Source organism: Streptomyces sp. NBRC 110028 (genome assembly GCF_001417735.1).
Lineage (GTDB): Bacteria > Actinomycetota > Actinomycetes > Streptomycetales > Streptomycetaceae > Streptomyces.
Map to the genome: position 1 here is coordinate 119,960 of NZ_BBUZ01000035.1, position 22,566 is coordinate 142,525.

Sequence of the window (22,566 nt, forward strand, 5' to 3'; positions counted from 1 at the left end):
ATCTCCCTTCATCCACCGTCATGGCCGGTCATGGTCCATGGGCACATGCCCGAAGCCACTCTGCCCCCTCCGGCCCCGGCCGCCAACGGTCTCCGGGCAGGCGATCTACGATGCTCCGCGGAGCGGCGCGACCGCCGGACGCCCCGCACCCGCCGACGACGACGACGGAAGGACCCCAACGCCATGGCCAGCACCCCCGTGCGCGACCGTTCCACGATCTTGGTTCTCAACGGGCCGAACCTGAACCTCCTCGGCCGCCGACAGCCGGAGATCTACGGCACCGACAGCCTGGCCGACATCGAGAAGCTGGTCGCCGAGACGGCCGCCCCCCACGGGCTCACCACCGACTGCCGGCAGAGCAACCACGAGGGGCAGCTGATCGACTGGATCCAGGAGGCCCGGGAGCGGCACGCGGCCGTCATCATCAACCCCGCCGGTTACTCCCACACCTCGGTGGCCCTGCGTGACGCGCTGGCGATCTGCGACGACATGCCGATCCTGGAGGTGCACATCTCCAACATCCACCAGCGTGAGCCGTTCCGGCAGCACTCCTATGTCTCCGCGCTCGCCAGTGGCGTGATCGCCGGATGCGGCATCCAGGGCTACGCCTTCGCTGTGGAGCGGGCGGCCGCGCTGCTCGCGGCCATGAAGAAGTGAGACGTATGGACGTGAAGACCTGAACCCCGGGCCCGTCAGGTCCGGCTTCAGGCCCGGCTTCAGGCCCGGATGACGCGGACACCGGCCTCGGTGTACGGGGCGATCGCCTCTTCGGTGGCGCCGGTGTCCGTGACCAGCACCTCGATCTCGTCCAGCGCGCAGATCCGGGCGAACGCCCGCCGGCCCAGCTTGGAGCTGTCGGCCGCGACGACCACCCGGGCGGCGCGCCGGGCCATGAGGTGGTTGATGCTGGCCTCGCCCTCGTGGTGGGCGGCCGCGCCCCGCTCGGGGTCCAGCGCGTCCACGCCGAGGACGGCCAGATCGAGGGAGACCTCGTCCAGCACCCCGGTGGCCAGCGGCCCCATCAGCTCGAACGACTGGGGGCGGGCCACCCCGCCGGTGAGCACGATCTTGATGTGCGGGCGCACCGCCAGCTCATGGGCGATGTTCAGGGCGTTCGTCACGACGGTGACGGCCGGACCGCCGCCGTCGGAGCCGGACAGTTCGCCGCGGGTGGCGATGGCGCGGGCGATTTCGGTGGTGGTGGTGCCGCCGTTGAGGCCGACGACCGCGCCGGGCTCGACCATGCGGGCCACGGCGGCGCCGATCCGCTGCTTCTCCGAGGCGCGCCGGGCGGTCTTGTAGCGCAGCGGAAGGTCGTACGACAGGTTGTGCGCGACCGCGCCGCCGCGGGTGCGGTTGAGCATCTGCTGCTGTGCGAGTTCGTCGAGGTCCCGCCGGATGGTGGCGGCGGACACCGCCAGTTCGGCGGCGGCCTCCTCGACCTCGATCCTGCCGTCCCTGGCCAGCAGTTCCAGCAGGGCGTTCCAGCGCTCGGGCCGTTTCACGCCGTCTCCTCGACCCCCGTCGTACCGTCGCGGTTCACCCTACCCCGGTGGTGGGCGCCCTGGACTTCCCTGCAAGATCATGCGCATTATCGGGCTGTACGAAGCATCTTCGCGCATTCGCAGCCATCGGACTGGGGAGCCATATGAGCCACACCGAGACCGAGATCGCGAGCCAGCCCGACTGCTGGCGCCGCGCCGTCGAACTGGCCCGGGATCCGGACGGGCCGGTGCGCGAGGCGCTGCCCCGGCCCGGTGAGCGGGTCGCCGTCGTCGGCTGCGGCACCTCGTGGTTCATCGCCCAGGCGTACGCGGCGCTGCGGGAGGCCGGGGGCCAGGGCGAGACGGACGCGTTCCCTGCGTCGGAGATGCCGGCCGGGCGCGCCTACGACCGGGTGCTCGCGCTGTCGCGGTCGGGCACCACGACCGAGGTGCTGGATCTGCTCGGCCGGCTCCGGGGCGGGGTGCCGACCTCCGTCATCACCGCGGTCCACGGCTCCCCGGTCACCGGCCTGGCGGACGCGGCGGTCGTGCTCGACTTCGCGGATGAGCGGTCGGTGGTGCAGACGCGCTGGGCGACCAGTGAACTGGCGCTGCTGCGCGCCCATGCGGGGCATGGCCTGGAAGGTCTGGTCGAGGACGGCGCGGCGGCGCTCGCCGCGCCGCTGCCCGACGGGCTCGTGGAGGCGGGTCAGTTCACCTTCCTCGGGCGCGGCTGGACGTACGGCGTCGCACAGGAGGCCGCGCTCAAGATGCGCGAGGCGGCGGGCGCGTGGACCGAGGCGTACCCGGTGATGGAGTACCGGCACGGGCCGATCAGCGTCACCGGCCCGCGCAGTGTGGTGTGGTGGCTCGGCGAGGGCCCGTCCGGGCTGGCGGAGGAGGAGGTCACCGGGCCCGGTGGCCGGCTCGTCGGATACGGCCGGGATCCGCTGGCCGAACTGGTGCTGGTGCAGCGGCTCGCGGTGGCGATCGCGGGGCGCTGCGGCCTCGACCCCGACCAGCCCCGCAATCTCACCCGCTCGGTGATCCTCGGTTGAGCGGGCGGAGCAAGCGAAGGGAGACGGGCCATGCCGCTGGTGACCACCGCTGAGATCGTCGGACCGGCGTTGCGGGGCGGGCTCGGCGCGGGGGCGTTCAATGTGATCCAGATCGAGCACGCCCAGGCGATCGTGGCCGGGGCGGAGGCGGCCGGGGCACCGGTCATCCTGCAGATCAGCGAGAACGCGGTGCGGTATCACGGCGCCCTGGCCGCGATCGGCCGGGCCACCGTCGAGGTGGCCCACGCCGCGCGGGTGCCGGTCGCGGTGCATCTGGACCATGCCACCGAGCCCGGACTGGTGCGGGAAGCGCTCGGGCTCGGCTTCGGGTCCGTGATGTTCGATGCCTCGGCGCGCGATTACGACGCCAATGTGGCCGCCACGGCGGCGGTGGCGGCCGACTGCCACGCCGCCGGGGTGTGGGTCGAGGCGGAGCTGGGCGAGGTGGGCGGCAAGAACGGGGTGCACTCCCCCGGCGCCCGGACCGATCCGGCCGAGGCCGCCGCCTATGTCGCGGCGACGGGCGTGGACGCCCTCGCGGTCGCGGTGGGCACCTCGCACGCCATGGTGGTGAAGGAGGCGGTGGTGGACCTGGAGCTGGTCGCGGCGCTGCGCGCGGCCGTACCCGTGCCGCTGGTGCTGCACGGTTCCTCCGGGGTACCCGAGGCCGATCTGACCCGCGCGGTCGCGGCGGGTCTGACGAAGGTGAACATCGCCACCCACCTCAACGTGGCCTACACCCGGGCGATCCGCGGCCATCTCGCCGACCACCCGGAGGTGGTCGACCCGCGCCGCTACGTCGCGGCGGGGCGCGAGGCGGTGGCCCGCGAGGTGACCCGTCTGCTGGCCCTGGTGCGTGCCGTACCGCGCTGAGACCGCGCACTCGCGCTGTTGACGTGACCGCAGTGTTGACGCGCCCGCAGTGTCGACATGGGCGGTCAAGAACTGTTCGCAGATATCCAGCGGCAAGTACCGCGCCGACGACGAGACGTCGGCGACCGTGCCGGTCTGCGACGGCATCGACCCGAACCCGGAGACGGGCGGCGCCGAGTCGGGCGTGACGTACATCCTCTTCAAGAACTCCTCGGTGTCCCCCATCGAGAACCACGACAAGGCGGTCTCGGCCGGCGACGGCCTGGCCGAGCAGTTCGTCCAGAACAACTGACCTTTCGCCCCTCCCACCGCGCACCGGCACCCGCGCGGCCGGCACCGGTGGCGCGATGACTTTTCCCCGTCCCGAGGGTCCCTTCTGATGAGCGCGCGAGCCATCGCGCGCCCCCCAACAGGAGGTGGACGTTGGCCGGTCCCGAGCCCGAGAGCCCGCCCGCGCTTCCCCCGGCCGTTCTGGTCCTCGACCGGCCGCCGCGGACCCGCGCCGAGGTGGAGCGGCTGTGTGAACGGCTGCGCGAGCTGGTGCGGCGCAGCGCGCCCGGTCCCGTCACGGTGGACGTGGGCGCGGCGCACCGGCCGGATCTGGCCATGGTCGAGACCCTGGCCCGGCTGCGGCTGACCGCCCGCCGTCTGGGGCGGGAGATCCGACTGCGGAACACCGGCGGCGAGCTGGCCGCGGTGCTCACCCGGGCAGGACTGGACGGCACGTTACGGATCGAGCCGGGGAGGGAGGCCGAACAGCGGGAACAGCCGCTCGGTGTCCAGGAAGGAGTTGAGCCCGGTGATCCGCCCGGCTGATATCTCCAGGACCTGGAGCGCCCAGGGCTCATGACCGCCGCCCGGTCCGCCCGGCCGGTACTGGCCGAAGGCGGGCGTCCCGTTCGCCACGGTAGGGACCAGCCGGGAGCCCCGGCAGCCGATGCCGTGCCCCAGCAGCCAGGTGCGGATGTCGTCGTGGCCGCGCAGCCACAGGTCGTAGGGCGGCATGGACAGCGTGGCGTCCTCGTGCAGGAGCGAGGTGAGGGAGTCCAGGTCGTAGCGCTCGAAGGCGTCCACGTAGCGGGCGAGGAGGGCGCGCTGCTCCTCGTCCAGCGGCTTGACCGGATCGGTGTCGCTGATCTCGCTCGCGGCGAGCGTGGCCCGGGCGCGCTGCAGCGCGCTGTTGACCGAGGCGACCGTGGTGTCCAGCAGCTCGGCGACCTCGGCGGCCTTCCAGGCCAGCACCTCCCGCAGGATGAGCACCGCGCGCTGGCGCGGCGCCAGGTGCTGGAGGGCGGCCACGAACGCCAGCCGCACCGCGTCCCGCTGGGCGGCGACCTCGGCGGGGTCCCCGCCGTCGGCCAGCACGTGCCCGTCGGGCACCGGCCCGATCCAGGTGACCTCGGGCTGTGTGGTGAGGGTGGCGGGCGTCGCCGAGGAGACGGCGGTGAGGTCCATCGGACGGGCCCGGCGCTTGCTCCCGTTCAGCATGTCCAGACAGACGTTGGTGGCGATGCGGTACAGCCATGAGCGCAGCGCCGACCGGCCCTCGAAGCGGTCCAGGCCCTTCCAGGCGCGGACCATCGTCTCCTGGACCGCGTCCTCCGCCTCGAACGCCGAGCCCAGCATCCGGTAGCAGTAACCGGTGAGCTGGACCCGGTACGGCTCCAGCTGGAGCTCGGCACCGGCCGTGCCGTCCACTGTCGCGACATCACTCATCGACGCACCTCGACGTTTCTGCTTCTGCGGACTCCCATGGGAGGAAAGCTAGCGCGCGGCACCGACAAAACCTCTGATCTGCGAAGACCTCCGGGAATCCGGTCAGGCCACCGGCCGGGCGCGGACCATCGAGGCGTGCACCTGGTGCCCGCCGCTGGCGATCATCCGCACCTCGGCGCGGTCGCTGATCTCGGCCCGCACGATGCCGGTGTCGTCCGCGTAGACGGGGTGTCCGCCGGGACCGCTGGAGTCCGTGCGGTGCACCATCACGATGTCCTCGGCCTCCGGCTCCGGGGCAACCGGATCGGCGAAAATCAGCTCGTATCTCTCGCGTCGCGGCATCAGGCACTCCTCCCACACGGACCCGCCCCCTCGCCCCAAACCGGGACAATCAACACTATCGAACAGACGCGTCACCGCAAGAGGGTCGCGGAATCCCGGGCGGCGGCAGGGCCGCGGACGGGGCCGACGCCTCAGGGCTTCTGGGCCACCGCGCCGCGGGCCAGCGGGGTCATGACCGAGCCGATGACGGTGACCGCGGCGATGGAGCCGAGGGTGATGCCCCAGGCGAGCGGGCCGAGGGGGGTGCAGTCGAAGAACTGGCTCACGCCCGGCGTCTGGATGATCCCGGCGAGAACCGCGGCCGAGCCGAGCCCGGCGATCAGCACATGCCGGTCCAGGCCGCCGGTGGCCAGGGTCTGCGCCAGTTGCGTACCGACCAGGGCGACGAGCGCCACCGTGCCGGCCCGGCGCTTGCGGCCGGTGAGCCGGGCGCCCGTCCACGCCACGCCCGCACCGGCGGCCGTGATGATGCCGCGCAGCATCATCTCCCGGTTCAGCGCGGTGCCCAGGGAACGGCTCGGGCCCTCCTTGAGCAGCCGCTCGCCGGTGTGGCCGGTGGGTTCGCGCACCGCGATGGCCAGCGCGGGCGCGAGGTCGGTCAGCAGGTTGACGAGCATGATCTGCCGGGCGCTCAGCGGGGTGCTGCCCGCGATGGCGGAGGCGAGCACGCTGAAAGTGACCTCGCCGAGGTTGCCGCCGATGAGGATGGCGAGCGCGGCCCGGACCGAGGCCCACATCGCCCGCCCCTCCATCAGGGCCGACACGATCGTCTCCAGGCGGTCGTCGCTGACGACGAGGTCCGCGGCGGCGGTCGCGGCCGGGGTGCCGCGCCGCCCCAGGGCGATCCCGATGTCGGCGAGCCGGATCGCGGGGGCGTCGTTGGCGCCGTCGCCGGTCATCGCCACCACCCGGCCGAGGCGCTGGTACGCCTGCACGATGCGGACCTTGTGGTGGGGGCTGCAGCGGGCGATGACGTCCACGGTGGGGAGCAGTTCGTCCAGCTCGGCGTCGGGCATCTCGTCCAGGTCGGGCCCGGTGCACACCTTCAGCTCGGTGGCCTCGATGACGGTGGACGCGATGGACTCGGCGGTGGCCGGGTGGTCGCCGGTGAGCATCACGGTGTGCACGCCCGCCTCGCGCAGCCGCGCGGTCGCGGGGGCCGCGCTGGTACGCACCGGGTCGGCCAGTGCGATGAACCCGCGGAAGACCAGGTCCCGCACGGACTCGTCGGTGAGCTGTTCCCCGGCCCGCATGGGGCGTTCGGCCACGGCGAGGACCCGGCGCCCGGCGCCGGCCAGTTCCTCGGCGGCCGAGGTCAGTTCGGCGACGCCCCCGTCGTCCAGGGCCGTGGTCGCCGCCCCGTCGGGCGTCTGCCGGCGGACGCAGCGCTCCAGCACGCTCTCCGGGGCGCCCTTGACGCTCAGCAGGGTGCCGCGCGCGGTGGCCCCGGCGGTGGCGTGATAGGCGCGGGAGGGCTCGAAGGGCAGCGCGTCGGTGCGCCGCCAGCGCGGTGCGCCCCGGCGTACCGCGACCCCGGCGCGGCGCGCGCCGGCCATGACCGCGCGGTCGGTCTGGTGGGCCATGGGCTCGGCCTGGCGGGCGGGCGGGGTGGCCCGCAGGGCGGCCGCGAGCACGTCCTTGCGCGGGGCGTCGAGCCGGTCGGCGGGCTGCGGGCCGCCGCCGTCGCTGACCGCCGCGAGCTGGAGGGTGCCCTCGGTGAGGGTGCCGGTCTTGTCGAAGCACAGCACGTCGGCGCGGCCGAGCGCCTCGATGGTGCGCGGGTTGCGGACCAGGGCGCCGAGGTCGGCCAGCCGCCGGGCGGCGGCCAGCTGGGCCGCGTTGACGAGGAACGGCAGGCCCTCGGGTACGGAGGCGACGGCGAGGTTGACCGCCGAGGCCAGGTTCTCGGTCAGCGGGAGGCCGTGCAGCAGCCCGGCCCCGGACACGGCGGCGGCCGAGCCGAGCGCGATGGGGACGCTGGAGCGGGTGAGCGCGGTGAGCCGCGCCTCGACACCGGTCACGGGTGCGGCGCGGCGGGCGGTGGCCAGGCTCCGGCCGACCTCGGTGGACGGGCCGGTGGCCACGACGATGGCCTGCGCCCGCCCGGCGGAGACGGTGGTGCCCTCGTAGAGCATCGAGCTGCGCTGGGTGATCTGCGCGGCGACCACCGGCGCCGGGTTCTTGGGCACCGGCAGGGATTCGCCGGTCAGCGAGGACTCGTCGACCTCCAGGCCGTCCGCCTCCAGCACCCGGCAGTCGGCCGGGACGACGTCCTCCGGGCCCAGCGCGATGATGTCCCCGAGGACCAGGTCCCCGGCGGTGACCAGGCGTTCGGTGCCGCCGCGGCGCACCCGGGCACCGACCGCGGACCTGGCGAACAGCTCCGCGAGCGCCCGTTCGGTCCTGACCCGCTGGAAGCCGCCGACGAGCGCCGAGGTGGCGGTGATGGCCGCGACGAGCGCGGCGTCGGTGCGCGACCCGACGGCGGCGGCGAGCGCGGCCCCGGCGGCCAGGACCGGGGTGAGCGGGTTGGCCAGCTCCTCGATGAACGCCGCCGGGAGGCTGGTGCCGGTCGGTTCGCCGGTGCGGGTGGGCGCCTTGCCCGCCCGGGTGGCGGCCTGCTCCGGGGTCAGCCCCTGGCCGGGGTCGGAGGACAGGCGCTCCAGCACCCGGGGTACGGGCATCAGATGCCAGGGGGTGGTGGCCACCGGGGGCACCAGCGGACGGGAGAGCAGCTGCCGGGCGCGCCAGTTGCCGAGGCCGAACGCGATGGCGCCCGCGGTGGTGCCGGCCGCCGCGCCGCGCGCGGTGGCCTGGGCCCGGGGGGCCTTGAGGGCGGCGACCGCGCCGATACCGCTGCCGCCGGCCGACAGCAGGGCGCTCTCGCGGTCCACCTGGGCGGCCACGCCGACCGCGTCCACGATGATTCCGGCGGAGTCCAGGTCGGCGCCGACGAGCAGATGGGCGCCCCAGGCGGGGGGCTCGCCCTCGTGGTGGATCCCGACGCCGCAGTCGGACGCGCCCAGGGCCCGGCGGTTCCCGGACAGCAGCATCACGACCGCGCCGTCGGCCTGGAGGGCGCGTACGGAGGCCACCAGGCGGCGGCCCGCCGGTGCCACCGCGTCGGCGAAGGTGAAGGCCGTCGGGGGCGGCCGGTCGGTGGCCAGGACGATGCGCGCGCCCGCCCGGCGGGCGGCAGCGGCCACCGCCTCGGCGCCCGGGACCGCCTGGGCCGCGAGCCCGGCGACCGCCTGGAGCCGCTGTCCCCGGGCGAGGCCCAGGGTCCTCTCGCTGCCCTTGCGGCGCAGCCTGGCCGCGGTCTGCCGGCCGGTGCGGCCGGTCAGCTCGAGCCGGTCCAGCGGCCCCAGCACCCATCCGTTGCCGCGCCGGACCTCCAGGGGCTCGTCCGGGTCGAAGAGGTCGAAGAGCCGCATCGCGACCTGCTCGGGGTCGGCGCCGCCGAGGAGTTCCAGGTCGACGGGTTCGTACCGGTCGCCGCGCAGCGCCGCCTCGTCGAGCACCACGGTGTCGACCTGGCCGAGCCGCCGCAGGGCGCTGCGGTCCATGGCCAGGACGCCGCGCAGGGCCAGGAACCGGCCGAGGCTGGTGGCGAACCCCTCGCGCCCGGCGCCGGGCGCCTTCGGTATGGACGAGAACGCGACGGCCAGTCCGCGGCGCGGTCCGGCGAACGGGGCGGTCAGCGCGCCGACCGTCGCCCCGATGGCCATGGAGCGCTCCGCGAACCGCTCCATGGTGTCCTTGGGGGTGGGGCCGGGCCGCTCCACCACGATGGGCTCGGCGGCCACGTCCTGGGGCCCGTGCACCAGATGCGGCTCCATCGCCGCCCATGCCTCGCCCTCGGCCCTGGCCTCCCGCCACAGGCCCAGCCGCTGGGCGAGGTCGAGCACCAGCCCGCCGCCGCGGGTGGCAACGCCCTGGGTCAGCGCGCTCAGTACCGGCAGAGCCGCCTCGGTGGGCTCGCCGCGGGTGACGGCCAGGGCCAGCCGGCGCAGCCGGGGGTGGTTCTGGATGGCCGATACGGACGCGCTCACCTCGGCCGGGAGCCGGAGCCAGGGGACCAGCCGCAGGGCGGTGGCGACGCTCAGGCCCAGGACGTCCGCGGCGACGACGGCGAGGGACTGGGCCTCCCGGGGCCCGCCCGAGGGGTGGCGGGGTTCGGGGGCCCATGCGTCGAACTCCTCGGCGGGGGCGGCGGGGCCGTGGGTCTCCGCTCGCTCGATCAGGGCGACGAGTTCCAGTTCGCGCGGGGACGGTTTCGTGACGGCGACGACGACCCGTTCGGAGGGCGCGTTCACCCGCGCCCACAGCACGCTCGGATGCTTTTCGAGGGCCTGTTCCACCCGGTTCGCCACCTGCTCCCCGCCGATCCCGTGCACACCGTGCACCTCGATGTAGTAGCGGCCCGGGTACGACCACACCCCGCGGCTGGGCGGGTGGACCAGCCTGCCGACCGCGCCGGCGGCGTCCCGTACCCGTGCGGCCACTCCGTGGGTGAGGGGCTCCAGCATCGGGGGGTTCGTCAAGTGCAGCCCAGGCAGCGTCGTCATCGGTGAGACCTCCGGTGTGTCGGCGTCCGCGGCGCGGTTCCCGCGTGGAGCGGCCTGTCCGGTTGATTCCGATTACCCTGAAATAGGAAGAAGATTCCGGATGTCAATCATGTGTGGACGTGAGACCAGTGACCACTCCCACCAGCTCCCGCAAGCGCAGCACTTCCGCGACGGCACGGTCGTCGGCGCGCGGCGCCGGCAAGTCGGCCCGGAGCCAGGCCACATCGAAGGGCCGGGCCCCGTCGAAGACCGCGGCCGCCAAGTCCGCGCAGTCGGGGAAGACGAAGGCGGCGCAGAGCACGCAGAGGTCGAAGACGGCGAAGGCGGCGAAGGCGGCGAAGCCCTCCCCCCAGAAGGGTGACCACCGGTTCACGGTGACGGTCCCCAGCCTCGGCCACGTGGCGCAGGCGACCCATCTCGACCGCGCCGCGAGCGCGACCCATCTCGACCGCGTCGACGGTGGACGCGTCGGCCGCGCGGCGAAGAGCGCGGCGAACGTGGCGCTGATGCCCATCGCGGCGGCCCGCCGGGTGCTGCCCGCCAAGGGCGGCCTCCCGCTGTACGCGGGACTCGGGGTACTGGGCGTCGCCGAGGTGATCGAATGGCCGGTGGCCGTGGGCGTCGGGATCGGCTACGCGGTGCTGCGGCGCGGCGGGGTGATGGCACCACCGTCCGAGACCCGCAAGGCCTGACCGTCGGCCACCCCGCCCCGAACACCCCGGTCCCGGAACACCGGCAGTGGCTCCGGCCGCCCGGGGCCCGTCCGGCGCGCCTCGCCGGGGACGCGCCGCCCCCGGGCGGCGCCCCCGTGCCCGCACGCCGGAGGCACCCCCGACCCGCCCGGTGACCTGGGCCGGCGGCCTTGAATCACCGGCGTCCGCGGCAAGGTGACGTGGCACAGACTGGGGAATCACCGAGACTTCACGATGCGCGAGTGATGCCCGCTTTCCCCATTCCGCGGTGCCTTTGACCATTTCGCCAGGGCACGCGGGCAGAAAACGGGCAGAAGTTGACCACAAACGGGCAGCGGCAAGCAGTCGAAACGTTGGTATATACCATGAAGCGCATCTAACACCCGTCACTGGAACCGTCGCACGGTCCGCTTCCAGCGCCGGTCCGGAGGTGGGTGGCAGGGCCGTGACCTCAGCTTTTTTCGGTTTGCGCACGACCATGCCGTTGTTGAGACAACAGAAAGCGGTACTCTCCATGGCTCACCCCCACACCACTCAGGGCGCCCGCCGCCTGCCCGGGCAGGCATCATCGGATGTGACCCATGACCGGAACCGGGCCCGTGCCATGACCGGACGCCACGCCGCCGGTATGGCCACCCTCGCCCTCGACCTCCAAGTCCTCGCCGGAGACGAGGACTTCTTCCGGCACTTCGGCGGAACGTCGGCGGAGCTGTGCGGGCGCAACCTGTTCGACCTGCTCGACCCCAGCGCACCCGCCGTCCTGCGGGAGCATTTCCTGCGGCTGCACGACGGGCGGCGCACCCGCTTCACCGAGCGCGTGGTCGGCCACCGCCCGGGAGGGCGGGTGTTCTCGGGCGAGCTGACCGGCACGGCCGTCCAGGGCCCGTCCGACGCGCTGTCGGCGATCGTCGTGCTGGTCAAGCCGGATGATGAGAAGGCCGAGGAGGACACCACGGCCCAGAGCCGCAATCTGCTGTCGCCGCTGGAGGCACAGATACTGGAGGGCGTGGCCACGGGCGCCTCGACCGTGCAGATGGCCGCGAAGCTCTACCTCAGCCGCCAGGGCGTCGAATACCACGTGGGATCGATGCTGCGGAAGATGAAGGCGCCCAACCGGGCGGCCCTGGTCTCGCGCGCGTACGCGGCGGGCATGCTGACCGTCGGCACCTGGCCGGCCCGGGTCCGCCCGGACTTCGTCAAGTGACCCGGCCATGAAGTGATATCGCGTCAGGTGACGTTCCCGGTGGCCGGCGAGATCGGGGGTTCCGTCGGCCACCCCTTCGACCGCCCTGAGCGGCGGACCGGTCAGGAGCGTTCCGGCTGACACCGCGGGCACCAGGCGCTGGTCCGCCCGGCGATCTTTCCGCGGCGCAGTGGGCGGCCGCAGCGCGGGCAGTGCGGATCCGGGTCGTCGCGGTGACCGGTGAGCCAGGACGGCCGGGGCGGCACCCGCCCCGCCCGCACCGAGGTGCGCAGCACCCCGCGCAGCGCGGTGTGCAGCCGCCGCCGCTCGTCGGGGCCCAGGTCGCCCGTCCGGCTCTTCGGATGGACCCGCGCCCGCCACAGGATCTCGTCACCCAGCAGATTGCCGAGCCCGGCGACGACGGACTGGTCGGTCAGCGTGGCCTTGACCCGTCCGCGCCGCCCTTCCAGCAGCGTGTCCAGTTCTCCCCGGCCCAGTGTGAGCGCGTCGGGGCCCTGCGCGCCGAGGATCCGGTCCACATCGGCCTCGGTGGTGGCGAGCCACAGACCCCGCAGCTTGCGCTGATCGTGGTAGCGGAGCTGATGGCCGTCGTCGAGCGTGAGGACGACCCGGCCGAACCGTTCGGGCGGATCGCCCTCGGAGCGGCACACCAGCCCCCCGGTCATGCCGAAGTGCAGGATGAGCGTGGGTTCCCCGACCGGACCTCCGGCCGGACCTTCAACCGGGGCGATCAGCCACTTGCCGTGACGCCGCGGGGCGGCGAACCGGCGGCCCTCCAGCTCGCGCTTCAGCCGCTCGGTGGTGACCTCGCGCAGCACCCCGGGATCGAACACCTCGACCTGCTCGATCCGGTGCCCCTGCGCGCAGGAGACCAGGGTGCGGCGGAAACCCTCGACGTCCGGCAGCTCGGGCATAACGCCAGATTACGCCGGGCTCCGGAGGGCGGCTCGAAGGGGAGGAAAGGCGAGGATATCCATATCTTTGCCTTGGTCGGATAAAGTACCTGGTTATGCGATTCATCCGCTCCGAGTCGAGGGCGAGCGATCGCAATCAGACGCTTTTCGCGATCGCGCGGTGCCTGCCGTTCGTGGTCATGGCGGCGGTCGTCACCATCGAGCTGACCCCCGCGCACGTGATCTACACCGGCCCCCTGCTCAGCCCTGCCCCGGCGCTGGCCGCGGTGACCATGGGCCCGGCCGGCACCGGGGGCGTGGTGCTGCTGGCCGCGGGGATCAGCGCCCTCACCGCCACCCACAACCACGCCTGGGGCACCCAGCAGGTGTACGCGAATCTGCTGGCGCTGCTCGTGGTGTCCGTGGCGAGCGTGGCGAGCAGCGCCGTCCGGGAGCGCAGGGACCGGGAACTGAGCCAGGTCCGCCGGATCGCCGAGGTGTCCCAGAACGTGGTGCTGCGGCCGCTGCCCGCCCGGATGGGCGGCGTGCGCACCGCCAGCGTGTACATGGCCGCCGAGCGCGGGGCGCAGATCGGCGGCGACCTGTACGAGGCGGTGGGCACCCGCTACGGAGTGCGGCTGATCGTCGGGGACGTGCGCGGCAAGGGGCTGGCCGCGGTGCGGTCCGCCGCGGCGATCCTGGGCGCCTTCCGGGAGGCCGTGCACTACGAACACGATCTGATCGAGGTGATGCGGCGGTGCTCGGCGGCGCTGGGCCGCGAATACGACCTGCTGGACCGGTCCCGGCTCCAGGACTGGGACGAACGGGCCGAGCAGTTCGTCACCGTGGTGCTCGCCCAGGTGGTGCCCGACACCGCCCTGATCCAGCTGATCAACCGGGGCCATCCCGCGCCACTGGTGCTGCACGACCGCAAGGTGCGGACCCTGGGCCCGGTGCGCCCGCTGCCGCCGCTCGGCCTGGACGAGTTCCTGACCCCGCCCCCGATCGGCGTCGAGACCTTCCCGTTCGCCATCGGCGACCGGCTGCTGCTGCACACCGACGGGGTGCTGGAGGCGCGTAACCACTGCAACGAGTTCTTCCCGCTGCCGCGGGTCATGGAGACCGTGGAGGGCGCCACCCCGGCCGAGTACCTGGATGGGCTGCGCCACGCGCTGGTCCACCACGCCGAGGGGCGGCTGGCCGATGACGCGGCGATGATCCTCGTCGAGCGGGCGACGGACGCCGAGCCGGGGTGGCGCCCGGAGTCCTAGCTAGGGGGTGCCTTGTGGATCAGCCCGGCATGATCCACAAAACACCCCCCGGACACACCGGCTCCTCCAGCGGCTCAGGGGACCGGGGCGCCGAACTCCTCCACCGCGGCCGCCACGATCGCCTCCAGCCGGGAGTGGTGGGCGCCGCGCCAGTAGACGCGCTCGCAGGCGGCGCAGCGGGCGAACACCTCGTACGTGCTCCGCGTGCCGTGCTCCAGCCGCTCGCGGACCGCGTCCTTGTCGGCGTCCTCCAGCGCGCCGTTGCACGCCGTGCAGCGGGTCCACGGGGCGAGGGAGGGGGTGAACCGGCTCAGGACGTCGCGCAGTTGTTCCTCGGGCCGGTCGCTGTAGACATACGCCCCGGCCCACAGTTCACGCCGCCGCAGCAGCCCCCGGTCGCGTGAGAGCAGCACCCGGCGCTGGGCCGCGGAGCGGGCGGCGAGCGCGGGGTCACCGATGTCCTCGCTCTCGTACGCCGCGTCCACGCCCAGCAGCCGCAGGCGGCGCGCGAGGGTGCCCAGATGGACGTCGAGCAGGAAGCGCAGCGGGGCGCCCGGGACCCGCTGCGGCCGGGCGACCGGGTGTACCTCCACCCACTCCCCCGCCCCCGGCACGTGCGAGACCGCGGTCTCCCGGCCGTCGACGAGCAGCCGGCCGACCTCGGTGAGCGGGACCCCGAACGACTCGATGACATGGCCGAGGGTGGAGGCGCCGTCGGTGGTGACGGCCGTGCGGTCCCGGCGCCGTTCGGGGGCGGCGAAAAACCGCAGTTCAGGGGCGAGGCTGAGCTGGATCTCCGGTCCGTTCACACCGCCAGCATGCCAGGCGTGACCACGCGCGGGCGACGCGTTCTCGCCCCCGCGCCGCCGTCTCCCGGCGAGGTCAGGCGCCGCCGGAGCGTTCCAGGCGCCGTCGTGTGCGGCGCCAGGTCACCAGCCGCAGATACTCCTCGTGCAGCAACCGGCCGACGAGCGCCCCGCCGAAGACCACGAAGCCGACGCCGACCAGCCAGGACTGCACGACCAGCACCGTGCCCACCGGGCCGTAGGACACCGCGCTGGAGGCGATCAGCGGCGAGAACACCAGCCGGGAGAAGACCCGCAGCCCCCACAGCCCGACGCCCGTGGCGAGGGCGCCCGGCAGCAGGGCGCCCCAGCTGATCCGCCCGCCGAGCAGCAGCCGCTGCGACCACCAGAAGAAGAGCACCGTGCCGACGACGGCGACGGCCAGCCGGACGGGTCCGGCGCCGAGGTGGGACGACAGCAGGAGGTAGCCGATGAGCACGGTGAGCCAGACCAGATGGCGCCACACGGTGTGCCAGCGGCCCGGGGGCAGCTCCCAGACCTTCTCGTAGCCGGTCTGCACCGCCCCGCAGAAGGTCAGCCCGAAGAGGGCCAGCGTGGCCAGACCGAACGCGGTGGTGGTCTCCAGCGACCGCCTCGGCGGGGCGAACAGGTCCAGGACCTCGTCCCGTGAGGTGGCGGACACCCCGAGCCCTTCGGCCAGCCACTGGGCGAAGCCGTGCCGGTTCACCGGATCGGCGGCGGCGACCACGATCAGCAGCGGCACCAGCGTGAGGAAGCCGAGCGCGGCGAACCCCAACGCCCGGTGCATCAGCTCGAATTCGCTCCCCCTGCGCCACCCCCGACCGGCCGGGGACCGGTGGAACGTGCGGCGCAGCCGCCGGAACCGCGAGCGGCGGCGGGAGGAGTCGGGGAACTGCTCGGACATACCACTCCCACTCCCCCACCACCGGATCATGCGATATGCCCCAGTACGTAGCGCATCGTCCAGCGTACTCAGTGCGGATGCCCGTGCAACCCACGGTGCCCGCGGCCCGCCGGCCCGGCGGCGGTCCTGTGCCAGAATGTGAGAAGGAAGCTGCCGCGATGAACGGGCCCGGGAACCATCAGACGCCTGCCGGAGAGCTGTTCGCCGAGGGCGGTGCGCTCGGCAGGATGATGAGCGCGATCGACTGGTCGGCGACACCCCTCGGCGCCACTGAATCCTGGCCTCCGCGGCTGGTCGAGGCGTTGCGCATCGTGTTGTTCAGCGAGCAGCCGATGGCCCTCTTCTGGGGCCCCGACTACACGATGCTCTACAACGAGGGCTACGTGGCGATCATCGGCTCCAAGCATCCGGGGGCGCTGGGCCGGTTCGGCCGGGACGTCTTCCCCGAGAACTGGGAGCTGTCCGCCGCTCCGCTCTTCGAGAGGGTGTGGGAGAGCCGCAAGCCCTCTTTGGTGACCGACCGGCCCTTCGTCATCCAGCGCCGCGGCTTCCTGGAGCAGTCCTTCTTCGACATCTCCTTCCAGCCGCTGCTGCTGGAGGACGGCACGGTGGGCGGGGAGCTGTGCGTCGTCACCGAGACCACGGCGCGGGTGCTCAGCGAACGGCGGCTGCGGCTGCTGGCGGGGCTCGGCGCACGGACCGCCGGACTGCGCACCCCGCGGAGCGTCGCCCGGACCGTCGCGGAGATGCTGGACATCCACCGGGACGACGTCCCGTTCACCGCCTTCTACCTCGTGACCGCCCCCGGCGGGCTGCGGCTCGCCGCCTCCGCCGCCGTCCCGGAGCGGGACGTCGAGGCGATCCGGGAACCGTCACCGGACCGGAGCGGGGAGGTGACGGGCCTGGCGGCGCGGCTGGCGGCCGTCGTGGGCGACGCGGCACCGGCCCGGCTGCCGGGCGCGCTGTTCTCGATGCCCGGACAGGAGGCGCTGGCCCATCCGCTGGTCCGCTCGGGCACGGTGGAGGGCGTGCTGGTGATGGGCGTCAATCCGCGGCTGCCCGCCACCGCTCCCTACCAGGACTTCTTCGAGGTGCTGGCGGCCACCGTCGGGGCGGCCCTGTCGGCGGCCCTGACCCAGCAGGAGCAGCGGCGGCGCGCGGAGACGCTGGCCGAGCTGGACCAGGCCAAGACGGTGTTCTTCTCCAACATCAGCCATGAGTTCCGTACGCCGCTCACCTTGATCCTCGGTCCGGTCCAGCAGGCGCTGGCCGAGGAGGACCGCCCCGCGCGGCGGTCCCAGCTGGAGCTGGCCGAGCGCAGCGCGCTGCGGCTGCTGAAGCTGGTCAACACCCTGCTGGATGTCTCCCGGGTGGAGGCCGGAGGGCTCAAGGGCGCGTTCGAACCGGTGGACCTGTCCCATGTCACCGCCGAACTGGCGGCCGTCTTCCGCACCTCCTTCGACCTGGCCGGGCTGACCCTGGAGGTGGACTGCCCGCCGCTGCCCGAGCCGGTGCACATCGACCGGGAGATGTGGGAGAAGATCGTCCTGAACCTGATCAGCAACGCGCTGAAGTTCACCTTCACCGGCGGGGCCACGGTCCGGACGGCCGCCGCCGGCCGCCACGCCCGGCTCACCGTGAGCGACACCGGCACCGGTATCCCGCCGGCGGAGCTGCCCCACCTCTTCGAGCGCTTCCACCAGGTGCGCGGGGCACAGGCCCGGTCGTACGAGGGCAGCGGGATCGGGCTGGCGCTGGTGAAGGACCTGGTCGAGCTGCACTCGGGCACGATCTCGGTGAACAGCGTCCCGGGCCGGGGCACCGAGTTCACGGTGGAGATCCCGTTCGGCACCGCGCATCTGGAGGATGTCACGCGCGAGGCGCCGTCCGTACGGAGCACCACGGACGAGGCCGAGCGCGCCGCCCCCTACGCCCAGGAGGCGCGCGACTGGCTCGACACCGCCCCGCCCGGGCCCTGGGAAGCACAGCCCCCGGAGGCGCGGGCCCCGGAAGCCGAACCGGAGCCCGCCCCGGCCGGGCGGGCCCGGCTGCTGGTCGCCGACGACAACGCCGACGTACGGTCCTATCTCGGCGGTCTCCTCGGCCGCGACCACGACGTCCTCCTCGCCGCCGACGGACGCGCCGCGCTGGAGACCGCCCTGGAGCACCCCGTCGATCTGGTGCTGACCGATGTGATGATGCCGCGCCTGGACGGCTTCGGGCTGGTGCGGGCGCTGCGCGCCGACCCCAGGACCGCCCGGTTGCCGATCATCATGCTGACCGCGCGGGCCGGGGAGGAGTCCACGGTGCGGGGGCTGGGCACGGGCGCCGACGACTACCTCGCCAAGCCCTTCTCGGCCCGGCAGCTCCTCGCCCGGGTCGGCGCCAACCTGGAGCTGTCCCGGCTGCGCGAGCGGGTGCTCAGCGACAGCCGCCGGCAGGCGGACATGCTCACCTCACTGTCCCGGGCGAGCCTGCTGCTGTCCGACACCCTCGATCCGCCGCAGGTCCTGGACACCGCCCGGCGGCTGCTCATCCCGGCCCTGGCCGACGAGATGCGCGTCCGCCTCGCCGACCCCCGCGCCGAGCGGCCCGTGTACGCCGCCGGGGAGACCGTGGCGCCGGACGACCGCCTGGACCGGGCCCTTGCCGACACCCTGCTCGCGGGCGCCGCCCCCGAGGCGCCCGCCACCGGCGGCACCCTGCTCGCGGGCGCCGCCCCCGAGGCGCCCGCCACCGGCGGCACCCTGCTCTCCGTACCCCTGCTCGCGCACGGCCGGATGCTGGGTGCCCTGGCCGTCGCCCGGCGCGCGGGCGCGTACACCATGACCGACCGGCAGTATCTGCGGGGCGTGGCGGGCCGTCTGGCCCTCGCCTACGACAACGCCGCCCGCTTCCGCAACGAGCGCCATCTCGCGATGACCCTCCAGCGCGCCCTGCTGCCGCAGACCCTCCCCCAGATGCCGGGGCTGCGCACCGCCTCCTACTACGAGGCGAGCGCCAGCGGCGCCGAGATCGGCGGCGACTGGTACGACGTCATCGCGCTGCCCGACGGCGAGATGGGGCTGACCATCGGCGATGTGATGGGCCATGACGTGGACGCCGCCACCGTGATGGGCCGGTTGCGCTCCACCCTGCGCGGCTTCGCCCTGGACCGCGCCTCCCCCGGTGTGCTGCTGGGCAAGCTGGACGCCTATCTGCGCTCCCTGGAGGTCGACCACTTCGCGACGTGCCTGTACGCGGTGTACGAGCCGCGCACCCGGCGGCTGCGGTACGCGGCCAGTGGCCATCTGCCGCCGCTGCTGGTGGCGGACGGGACGACGAGATTCCTCGACGTCGCTCCGGGCGCCCCGCTGGGCCTGGCGCACGAGCCCCCGGTCGGCCACGAGACGCGGCTGCCGCCCGGCGCGGGGCTGCTGCTGTTCACCGACGGGCTGGTGGAGAACAGCCGGCTGCCCCTCGACGACGGTCTGGCGGCGCTGCGGCGCGCCTGCGACGGGCTCACCCCGCCCGCCCTCGCCGATCCCCAGGTGATCATCGACCGGGCGCTGGGGCTGCTGGACATACCGGGCCGGGTGGACGACGACACGGCGCTGCTGGCCGCGTCAACGCCGTAGCGGGTCTCCTGCCCGCTCCCCCGCTGCCACCGGTTCGCCGGTGTCGGCGTCGAGGACGCTCACCCGCACCGTGGGCACCGGTCCGTCGTCCCGCGCCGCGCGGCGGCCGCCGCGCGGCAGCCGGGCCAGCGCGGTCCGGTGCGCCGTGTGGGCCGTGTGGGACGTGCGGGCCGTGTGGGCCGTGTGGGCCGTGCGGTGGCCGACGAGCTTGCCCGCCCCGGCCGTCGCCAGCGCCCCGGCGAGCAGCGGCGCGGCGAGATCGAGGGCGGCAGGGGTCAGGTCGATGACACGGTTGCTGCGGCGCACGGGCCCCAGGCGTTGCCACAGCAGAACCAGGTGGCCTCGCCGTTCCCGAGACTGGTCGATCCGCACGCCATGCGGCCATCATGTGCGGGGCCGGAGGGGGCCGCCAGGCGGAGGCGTCCGATCGCCGCACCCCACCGCGCCCTCACAGCCTCTCGACGATGGTCACGTTGGCCTGGCCGCCCCCTTCGCACATGGTCTGAAGCCCGTAACGCCCGCCCGTGCGCTCCAGTTCGTGCAGCAGGGTCGTCATCAGCCTGGCGCCCGTCGCGCCCAGCGGGTGGCCCAGCGCGATCGCGCCGCCGTTGACGTTGACCCGTTCCGGGTCGGCGCCGCTCTCCCGCAGCCAGGCCAGCACCACCGGTGCGAACGCCTCGTTGATCTCCACCAGGTCGATGTCGGCGATGGTCATCCCGGTCTTCTTCAGCGCGTACGCCGTGGCCGGGATCGGCGCGGACAGCATCCGGATCGGGTCCTCCCCGCGCACCGACAGATGGTGGACGCGGGCGCGCGGGGTCAAGCCGTGTTCCCGCAGCGCCCGTTCGGAGGCGACCAGCAGCGCGGCGGCGCCGTCGGAGACCTGGGAGGAGAGCGCGGCGGTGAGCCGGCCGCCCTCCATGAGCGGGGCGAGCGCGGCCATCTTCTCCAGGCTGGTGTCCCGGCGCGGCCCCTCGTCCGCGCGGACGTCCCCGTACGGGACGACCTCACGGTCGAAGCGGCCCTCGTCGATGGCGCGGATCGCGCGCCGGTGGGAACGGAGCGCGAACTCCTCCATCTCCGGGCGGCCGATCCCCCACTTCTCGGCGATCATCTCGGCCCCGTGGAACTGGCTGACCGGCCGGTCGCCGTACCGCGCCCGCCAGCCCTCGGAGCCCGCGAAGGGCCCTTCGGTCAGCCCCAGCGGCTCGGCCGCCCGGCGGCTGGCGAAGGCGATCGGCACCTGCGACATGTTCTGCACGCCGCCCGCGACCACCAGGTCCTGGGTGCCGGAGAGCACCGCCTGCGCCGCGAAGTGCAGGGCCTGCTGGGAGGAGCCGCACTGCCGGTCGACGGTCACGCCCGGCACCTCCTCGGGCAGCCCGGCGGCCAGCCAGCAGGTGCGGGCGATGTCACCGGACTGCGGGCCGACGGTGTCCAGGCAGCCGAAGACCACGTCCTCGACGGCGGCCGGGTCGGCGCCCGAGCGCTCCATCAGCGCGCGCAGGACGTGCGCGCCGAGGTCGGCCGGGTGGACGGACGCCAGCCCGCCCTTGCGGCGGCCGACGGGGGTCCGTACCGCTTCGACGATGAATGCCTCGGCCATGGCTGCTGCTCCTTCAGTCTCGTGGGGTGATGCCGTCCAGGACCATCGACACGTACTGGCGGGCGATCTCCTCGGGGCTGTGCTGCCCGCCGGGCCGGTACCAGGACGCGGCGACCCAGACGGTGTCGCGCAGGAAGCGGTAGGCCAGCCGGATGTCGAGGTCGGCGCGGAACACCCCGTCGGCCACGCCGCGCTCCAGCGTGCCCAGCCAGGCCTGTTCGAACCTGCGCTGCGAGTCGGTGAGATACCCGAAGCGGGGCAGGGCGGCGAGCTGCCGGGACTCCTTCTGGTAGATCGCGACGGCGGCCCGGTGCCGGTCGATCTCCCGGAAGGACTCGGTGACCAGCGCCTCGATGGTCTCCCTGGGGCCGAGCCCGGCCCGCAGCACGTCCTCGTACCCCGCCCACAGCTCGTCGAGGAAGGTGGAGAGGATCTCGTCGACCATCGACTCCTTGGAGTCGAAGTGGTAGTACAGGCTGCCCGCGAGCATCCCCGCCTCGTCCGCGATCCGGCGGACGGTGGTCGCGTTGTAGCCCTGGGCGGCGAACACCTCGGCCGCCGTCGAGAGCAGTTCACGGCGCCGCTCGGGGGACGGGCTCACGGTGGTCTTCTTGCTGTTCCCGCTGATTTTCGGCACGTTCCCATTCTCGCCTCACCGCTGCCGGGCCTACGGGTGCCGGGCTCATGGGTGCCGGCTGCTGACGGACACCGTCTCGCCCGTCATGTACGACGCGTAGCCGCTGGCCAGGAAGACGATCACGTTGGCGACCTCCCAGGGCTCCGCGTACCGGCCGAACGCCTCGCGCTCGGTCAGCTCGGCCAGCAGTTCGGGCGTGGTGACCCTCACCAGGTGCGGGTGCATGGCCAGGCTCGGCGCGACGGCGTTGACCCGCACCCCGTACGCGGCGGCCTCGACGGCGGCGCAGCGGGTGAGCGCCATGACCCCGGCCTTGGCGGCGGCGTAGTGGGCCTGTCCGGCCTGGGCGCGCCAGCCGACGACGGAGGCGTTGTTGACGACGGTCCCGGATCCGCCTGCCGGGCGGGCCTTCATACGGCGGAGGGCGGCGCGGGTGCAGCGGAAGGTGCCGCCCAGGGTGACGTCGATGACCTTGTGCCACTGCTCGTCGGTCATCTCGGTGAGTTCGGCGGTGCCGCCGAGACCGGCGTTGTTGACCACGACATCCAGCCGTCCGTGGTGGTCCTCGGCGAGGTCGAAGAGCGCCGCCACCGCGTCCTCGTCGGTGACATCGCAGGTCAGCCCGGCGACACGATCCGCTCCGAACTCCTCGGCGAGGGCGGCGGCCGTCTCTTGGAGGCGGCGTGCGTGGGCGTCGCCGATGACGATCCGGGCGCCCTCCTCCAGGAACCGGCGGGCCGTGGCGCCGCCGATCCCGGCGCCCGCCGCGGCCGTGATGACGGCCGTGCGGCCGGTGAGCAGGCCGTGCCCGGGGACGTACGACGGCTTGTTGTCCATCACGGCGCCACGGTAACCTACCAAACACTTGTTAGGG

21 protein-coding genes are annotated in these 22,566 nt (G+C 73.7%); 9 read left to right on the forward strand and 12 right to left on the reverse strand.

The window, feature by feature from the left end:
• Positions 1-183: 183 nt before the first annotated feature.
• Positions 184-657 (forward strand): type II 3-dehydroquinate dehydratase, encoded by a 474-nt coding sequence (aroQ, locus tag ASC60_RS27950; protein ID WP_055555700.1) that lies wholly within the window; start codon positions 184-186, stop codon positions 655-657.
• A gap of 59 nt (positions 658-716) precedes the next feature.
• On the opposite strand, the gene ASC60_RS27955 is transcribed toward aroQ, so the two are convergent.
• Positions 717-1,505: a DeoR/GlpR family DNA-binding transcription regulator gene (locus ASC60_RS27955; RefSeq protein WP_055555702.1), complete on the reverse strand. Its 789-nt coding sequence runs from the start codon at positions 1,503-1,505 to the stop codon at positions 717-719.
• 143 nt (positions 1,506-1,648) lie between these two features.
• On the opposite strand from ASC60_RS27955, the gene ASC60_RS27960 reads away from it, so the two are divergent.
• The 4 genes from ASC60_RS27960 to ASC60_RS27975 all read left to right on the forward strand — a co-directional run bounded on the left by ASC60_RS27960 (position 1,649) and on the right by ASC60_RS27975 (position 4,231).
• Complete coding sequence (locus ASC60_RS27960) at positions 1,649-2,542, forward strand: SIS domain-containing protein (protein WP_055555704.1); 894 nt, start codon at positions 1,649-1,651, stop codon at positions 2,540-2,542.
• A gap of 30 nt (positions 2,543-2,572) precedes the next feature.
• Positions 2,573-3,415, forward strand: a complete 843-nt coding sequence (locus ASC60_RS27965; RefSeq protein WP_055555706.1) for a class II fructose-bisphosphate aldolase — start codon at positions 2,573-2,575, stop codon at positions 3,413-3,415.
• 49 nt (positions 3,416-3,464) lie between these two features.
• A complete protein-coding gene (locus tag ASC60_RS27970) occupies positions 3,465-3,707 on the forward strand; it encodes a hypothetical protein (protein ID WP_055555708.1) in 243 nt (80 codons plus the stop codon).
• Positions 3,708-3,838: 131 nt separating this feature from the next.
• A complete protein-coding gene (locus ASC60_RS27975; protein WP_055555710.1) occupies positions 3,839-4,231 on the forward strand; it encodes an STAS domain-containing protein in 393 nt (130 codons plus the stop codon).
• Here ASC60_RS27975 and ASC60_RS27980 read toward each other — a convergent pair.
• The 4 genes from ASC60_RS27980 to ASC60_RS27995 form a co-directional block, all read right to left on the reverse strand.
• Complete coding sequence (locus ASC60_RS27980) at positions 4,142-5,131, reverse strand: sigma-70 family RNA polymerase sigma factor (protein ID WP_055555712.1); 990 nt, start codon at positions 5,129-5,131, stop codon at positions 4,142-4,144. The two genes, ASC60_RS27975 and ASC60_RS27980, sit on opposite strands and share 90 nt — an antisense overlap.
• Before the next feature lie 102 nt (positions 5,132-5,233).
• A complete protein-coding gene (locus ASC60_RS27985) occupies positions 5,234-5,473 on the reverse strand; it encodes a DUF6296 family protein (protein WP_055555713.1) in 240 nt (79 codons plus the stop codon).
• Positions 5,474-5,604: 131 nt separating this feature from the next.
• A complete protein-coding gene (locus ASC60_RS27990; protein ID WP_055555715.1) occupies positions 5,605-10,041 on the reverse strand; it encodes a cation-transporting P-type ATPase in 4,437 nt (1,478 codons plus the stop codon).
• Between the two features lie 103 nt (positions 10,042-10,144).
• Positions 10,145-10,414 carry a hypothetical protein gene (locus tag ASC60_RS27995; protein ID WP_055555717.1) on the reverse strand — a complete coding sequence of 90 codons (270 nt, stop codon included), beginning with the start codon at positions 10,412-10,414 and terminating at the stop codon, positions 10,145-10,147.
• Positions 10,415-10,439: 25 nt separating this feature from the next.
• On the opposite strand from ASC60_RS27995, the gene ASC60_RS28000 reads away from it, so the two are divergent.
• Positions 10,440-10,733 (forward strand): hypothetical protein, encoded by a 294-nt coding sequence (locus ASC60_RS28000; protein ID WP_107097184.1) that lies wholly within the window; start codon positions 10,440-10,442, stop codon positions 10,731-10,733.
• A gap of 604 nt (positions 10,734-11,337) precedes the next feature.
• Entirely contained in the window at positions 11,338-11,937 is a 600-nt protein-coding gene (locus ASC60_RS28005; protein ID WP_199831070.1) for a LuxR C-terminal-related transcriptional regulator, read from the forward strand.
• 101 nt (positions 11,938-12,038) lie between these two features.
• Here the strand turns inward: ASC60_RS28005 and ASC60_RS28010 are convergent, their stop codons facing one another.
• Positions 12,039-12,851: an Fpg/Nei family DNA glycosylase gene (locus tag ASC60_RS28010; RefSeq protein ID WP_055555720.1), complete on the reverse strand. Its 813-nt coding sequence runs from the start codon at positions 12,849-12,851 to the stop codon at positions 12,039-12,041.
• 95 nt (positions 12,852-12,946) lie between these two features.
• Here ASC60_RS28010 and ASC60_RS28015 point away from each other — a divergent pair, with 95 nt between their 5' ends.
• Positions 12,947-14,101: a PP2C family protein-serine/threonine phosphatase gene (locus ASC60_RS28015; RefSeq protein ID WP_055555722.1), complete on the forward strand. Its 1,155-nt coding sequence runs from the start codon at positions 12,947-12,949 to the stop codon at positions 14,099-14,101.
• 74 nt (positions 14,102-14,175) lie between these two features.
• Here the strand turns inward: ASC60_RS28015 and ASC60_RS28020 are convergent, their stop codons facing one another.
• Together ASC60_RS28020 and ASC60_RS28025 are read right to left on the reverse strand one after the other, a co-directional pair.
• On the reverse strand, positions 14,176-14,910 hold the full coding sequence (locus tag ASC60_RS28020; RefSeq protein WP_055555724.1) for a Mut7-C RNAse domain-containing protein: 735 nt from the start codon (positions 14,908-14,910) through the stop codon (positions 14,176-14,178).
• Positions 14,911-14,983: 73 nt separating this feature from the next.
• On the reverse strand, positions 14,984-15,832 hold the full coding sequence (locus ASC60_RS28025; protein ID WP_055555726.1) for a ribonuclease BN: 849 nt from the start codon (positions 15,830-15,832) through the stop codon (positions 14,984-14,986).
• Positions 15,833-15,990: 158 nt separating this feature from the next.
• On the opposite strand from ASC60_RS28025, the gene ASC60_RS28030 reads away from it, so the two are divergent.
• Entirely contained in the window at positions 15,991-19,449 is a 3,459-nt protein-coding gene (locus ASC60_RS28030) for a SpoIIE family protein phosphatase (protein ID WP_055555728.1), read from the forward strand.
• Here ASC60_RS28030 and ASC60_RS28035 read toward each other — a convergent pair.
• From ASC60_RS28035 to ASC60_RS28050, 4 genes are all read right to left on the reverse strand, one after another.
• Positions 19,438-19,755, reverse strand: a complete 318-nt coding sequence (locus ASC60_RS28035) for a hypothetical protein (RefSeq protein WP_079038681.1) — start codon at positions 19,753-19,755, stop codon at positions 19,438-19,440. The genes ASC60_RS28030 and ASC60_RS28035 overlap by 12 nt on opposite strands.
• 142 nt (positions 19,756-19,897) lie before the next feature.
• Complete coding sequence (locus tag ASC60_RS28040; protein ID WP_055555732.1) at positions 19,898-21,055, reverse strand: acetyl-CoA C-acetyltransferase; 1,158 nt, start codon at positions 21,053-21,055, stop codon at positions 19,898-19,900.
• 13 nt (positions 21,056-21,068) lie between these two features.
• Positions 21,069-21,692 carry a TetR/AcrR family transcriptional regulator gene (locus ASC60_RS28045; RefSeq protein ID WP_370592972.1) on the reverse strand — a complete coding sequence of 208 codons (624 nt, stop codon included), beginning with the start codon at positions 21,690-21,692 and terminating at the stop codon, positions 21,069-21,071.
• 45 nt (positions 21,693-21,737) lie between these two features.
• A complete protein-coding gene (locus tag ASC60_RS28050; protein WP_055555837.1) occupies positions 21,738-22,529 on the reverse strand; it encodes an SDR family oxidoreductase in 792 nt (263 codons plus the stop codon).
• Between the last annotated feature and the right edge of the window lie 37 nt (positions 22,530-22,566).

Excerpts from the sequence above, each read along its gene's own strand:
- aroQ (WP_055555700.1), top strand. The coding sequence starts at position 184 with ATGGCCAGCACCCCCGTGCGCGACCGTTCCACGATCTTGGTTCTCAAC.
- ASC60_RS27960 (WP_055555704.1), top strand. The coding sequence starts at position 1,649 with ATGAGCCACACCGAGACCGAGATCGCGAGCCAGCCCGACTGCTGGCGC.
- ASC60_RS27965 (WP_055555706.1), top strand. The coding sequence starts at position 2,573 with ATGCCGCTGGTGACCACCGCTGAGATCGTCGGACCGGCGTTGCGGGGC.
- ASC60_RS27980 (WP_055555712.1), bottom strand. The coding sequence starts at position 5,131 with ATGAGTGATGTCGCGACAGTGGACGGCACGGCCGGTGCCGAGCTCCAG.
- ASC60_RS27985 (WP_055555713.1), bottom strand. The coding sequence starts at position 5,473 with ATGCCGCGACGCGAGAGATACGAGCTGATTTTCGCCGATCCGGTTGCC.
- ASC60_RS27990 (WP_055555715.1), bottom strand. The coding sequence starts at position 10,041 with ATGACGACGCTGCCTGGGCTGCACTTGACGAACCCCCCGATGCTGGAG.
- ASC60_RS28005 (WP_199831070.1), top strand. The coding sequence starts at position 11,338 with ATGACCGGACGCCACGCCGCCGGTATGGCCACCCTCGCCCTCGACCTC.
- ASC60_RS28010 (WP_055555720.1), bottom strand. The coding sequence starts at position 12,851 with ATGCCCGAGCTGCCGGACGTCGAGGGTTTCCGCCGCACCCTGGTCTCC.
- ASC60_RS28015 (WP_055555722.1), top strand. The coding sequence starts at position 12,947 with ATGCGATTCATCCGCTCCGAGTCGAGGGCGAGCGATCGCAATCAGACG.
- ASC60_RS28025 (WP_055555726.1), bottom strand. The coding sequence starts at position 15,832 with ATGTCCGAGCAGTTCCCCGACTCCTCCCGCCGCCGCTCGCGGTTCCGG.
- ASC60_RS28030 (WP_055555728.1), top strand. The coding sequence starts at position 15,991 with ATGAACGGGCCCGGGAACCATCAGACGCCTGCCGGAGAGCTGTTCGCC.
- ASC60_RS28040 (WP_055555732.1), bottom strand. The coding sequence starts at position 21,055 with ATGGCCGAGGCATTCATCGTCGAAGCGGTACGGACCCCCGTCGGCCGC.
- ASC60_RS28050 (WP_055555837.1), bottom strand. The coding sequence starts at position 22,529 with ATGGACAACAAGCCGTCGTACGTCCCCGGGCACGGCCTGCTCACCGGC.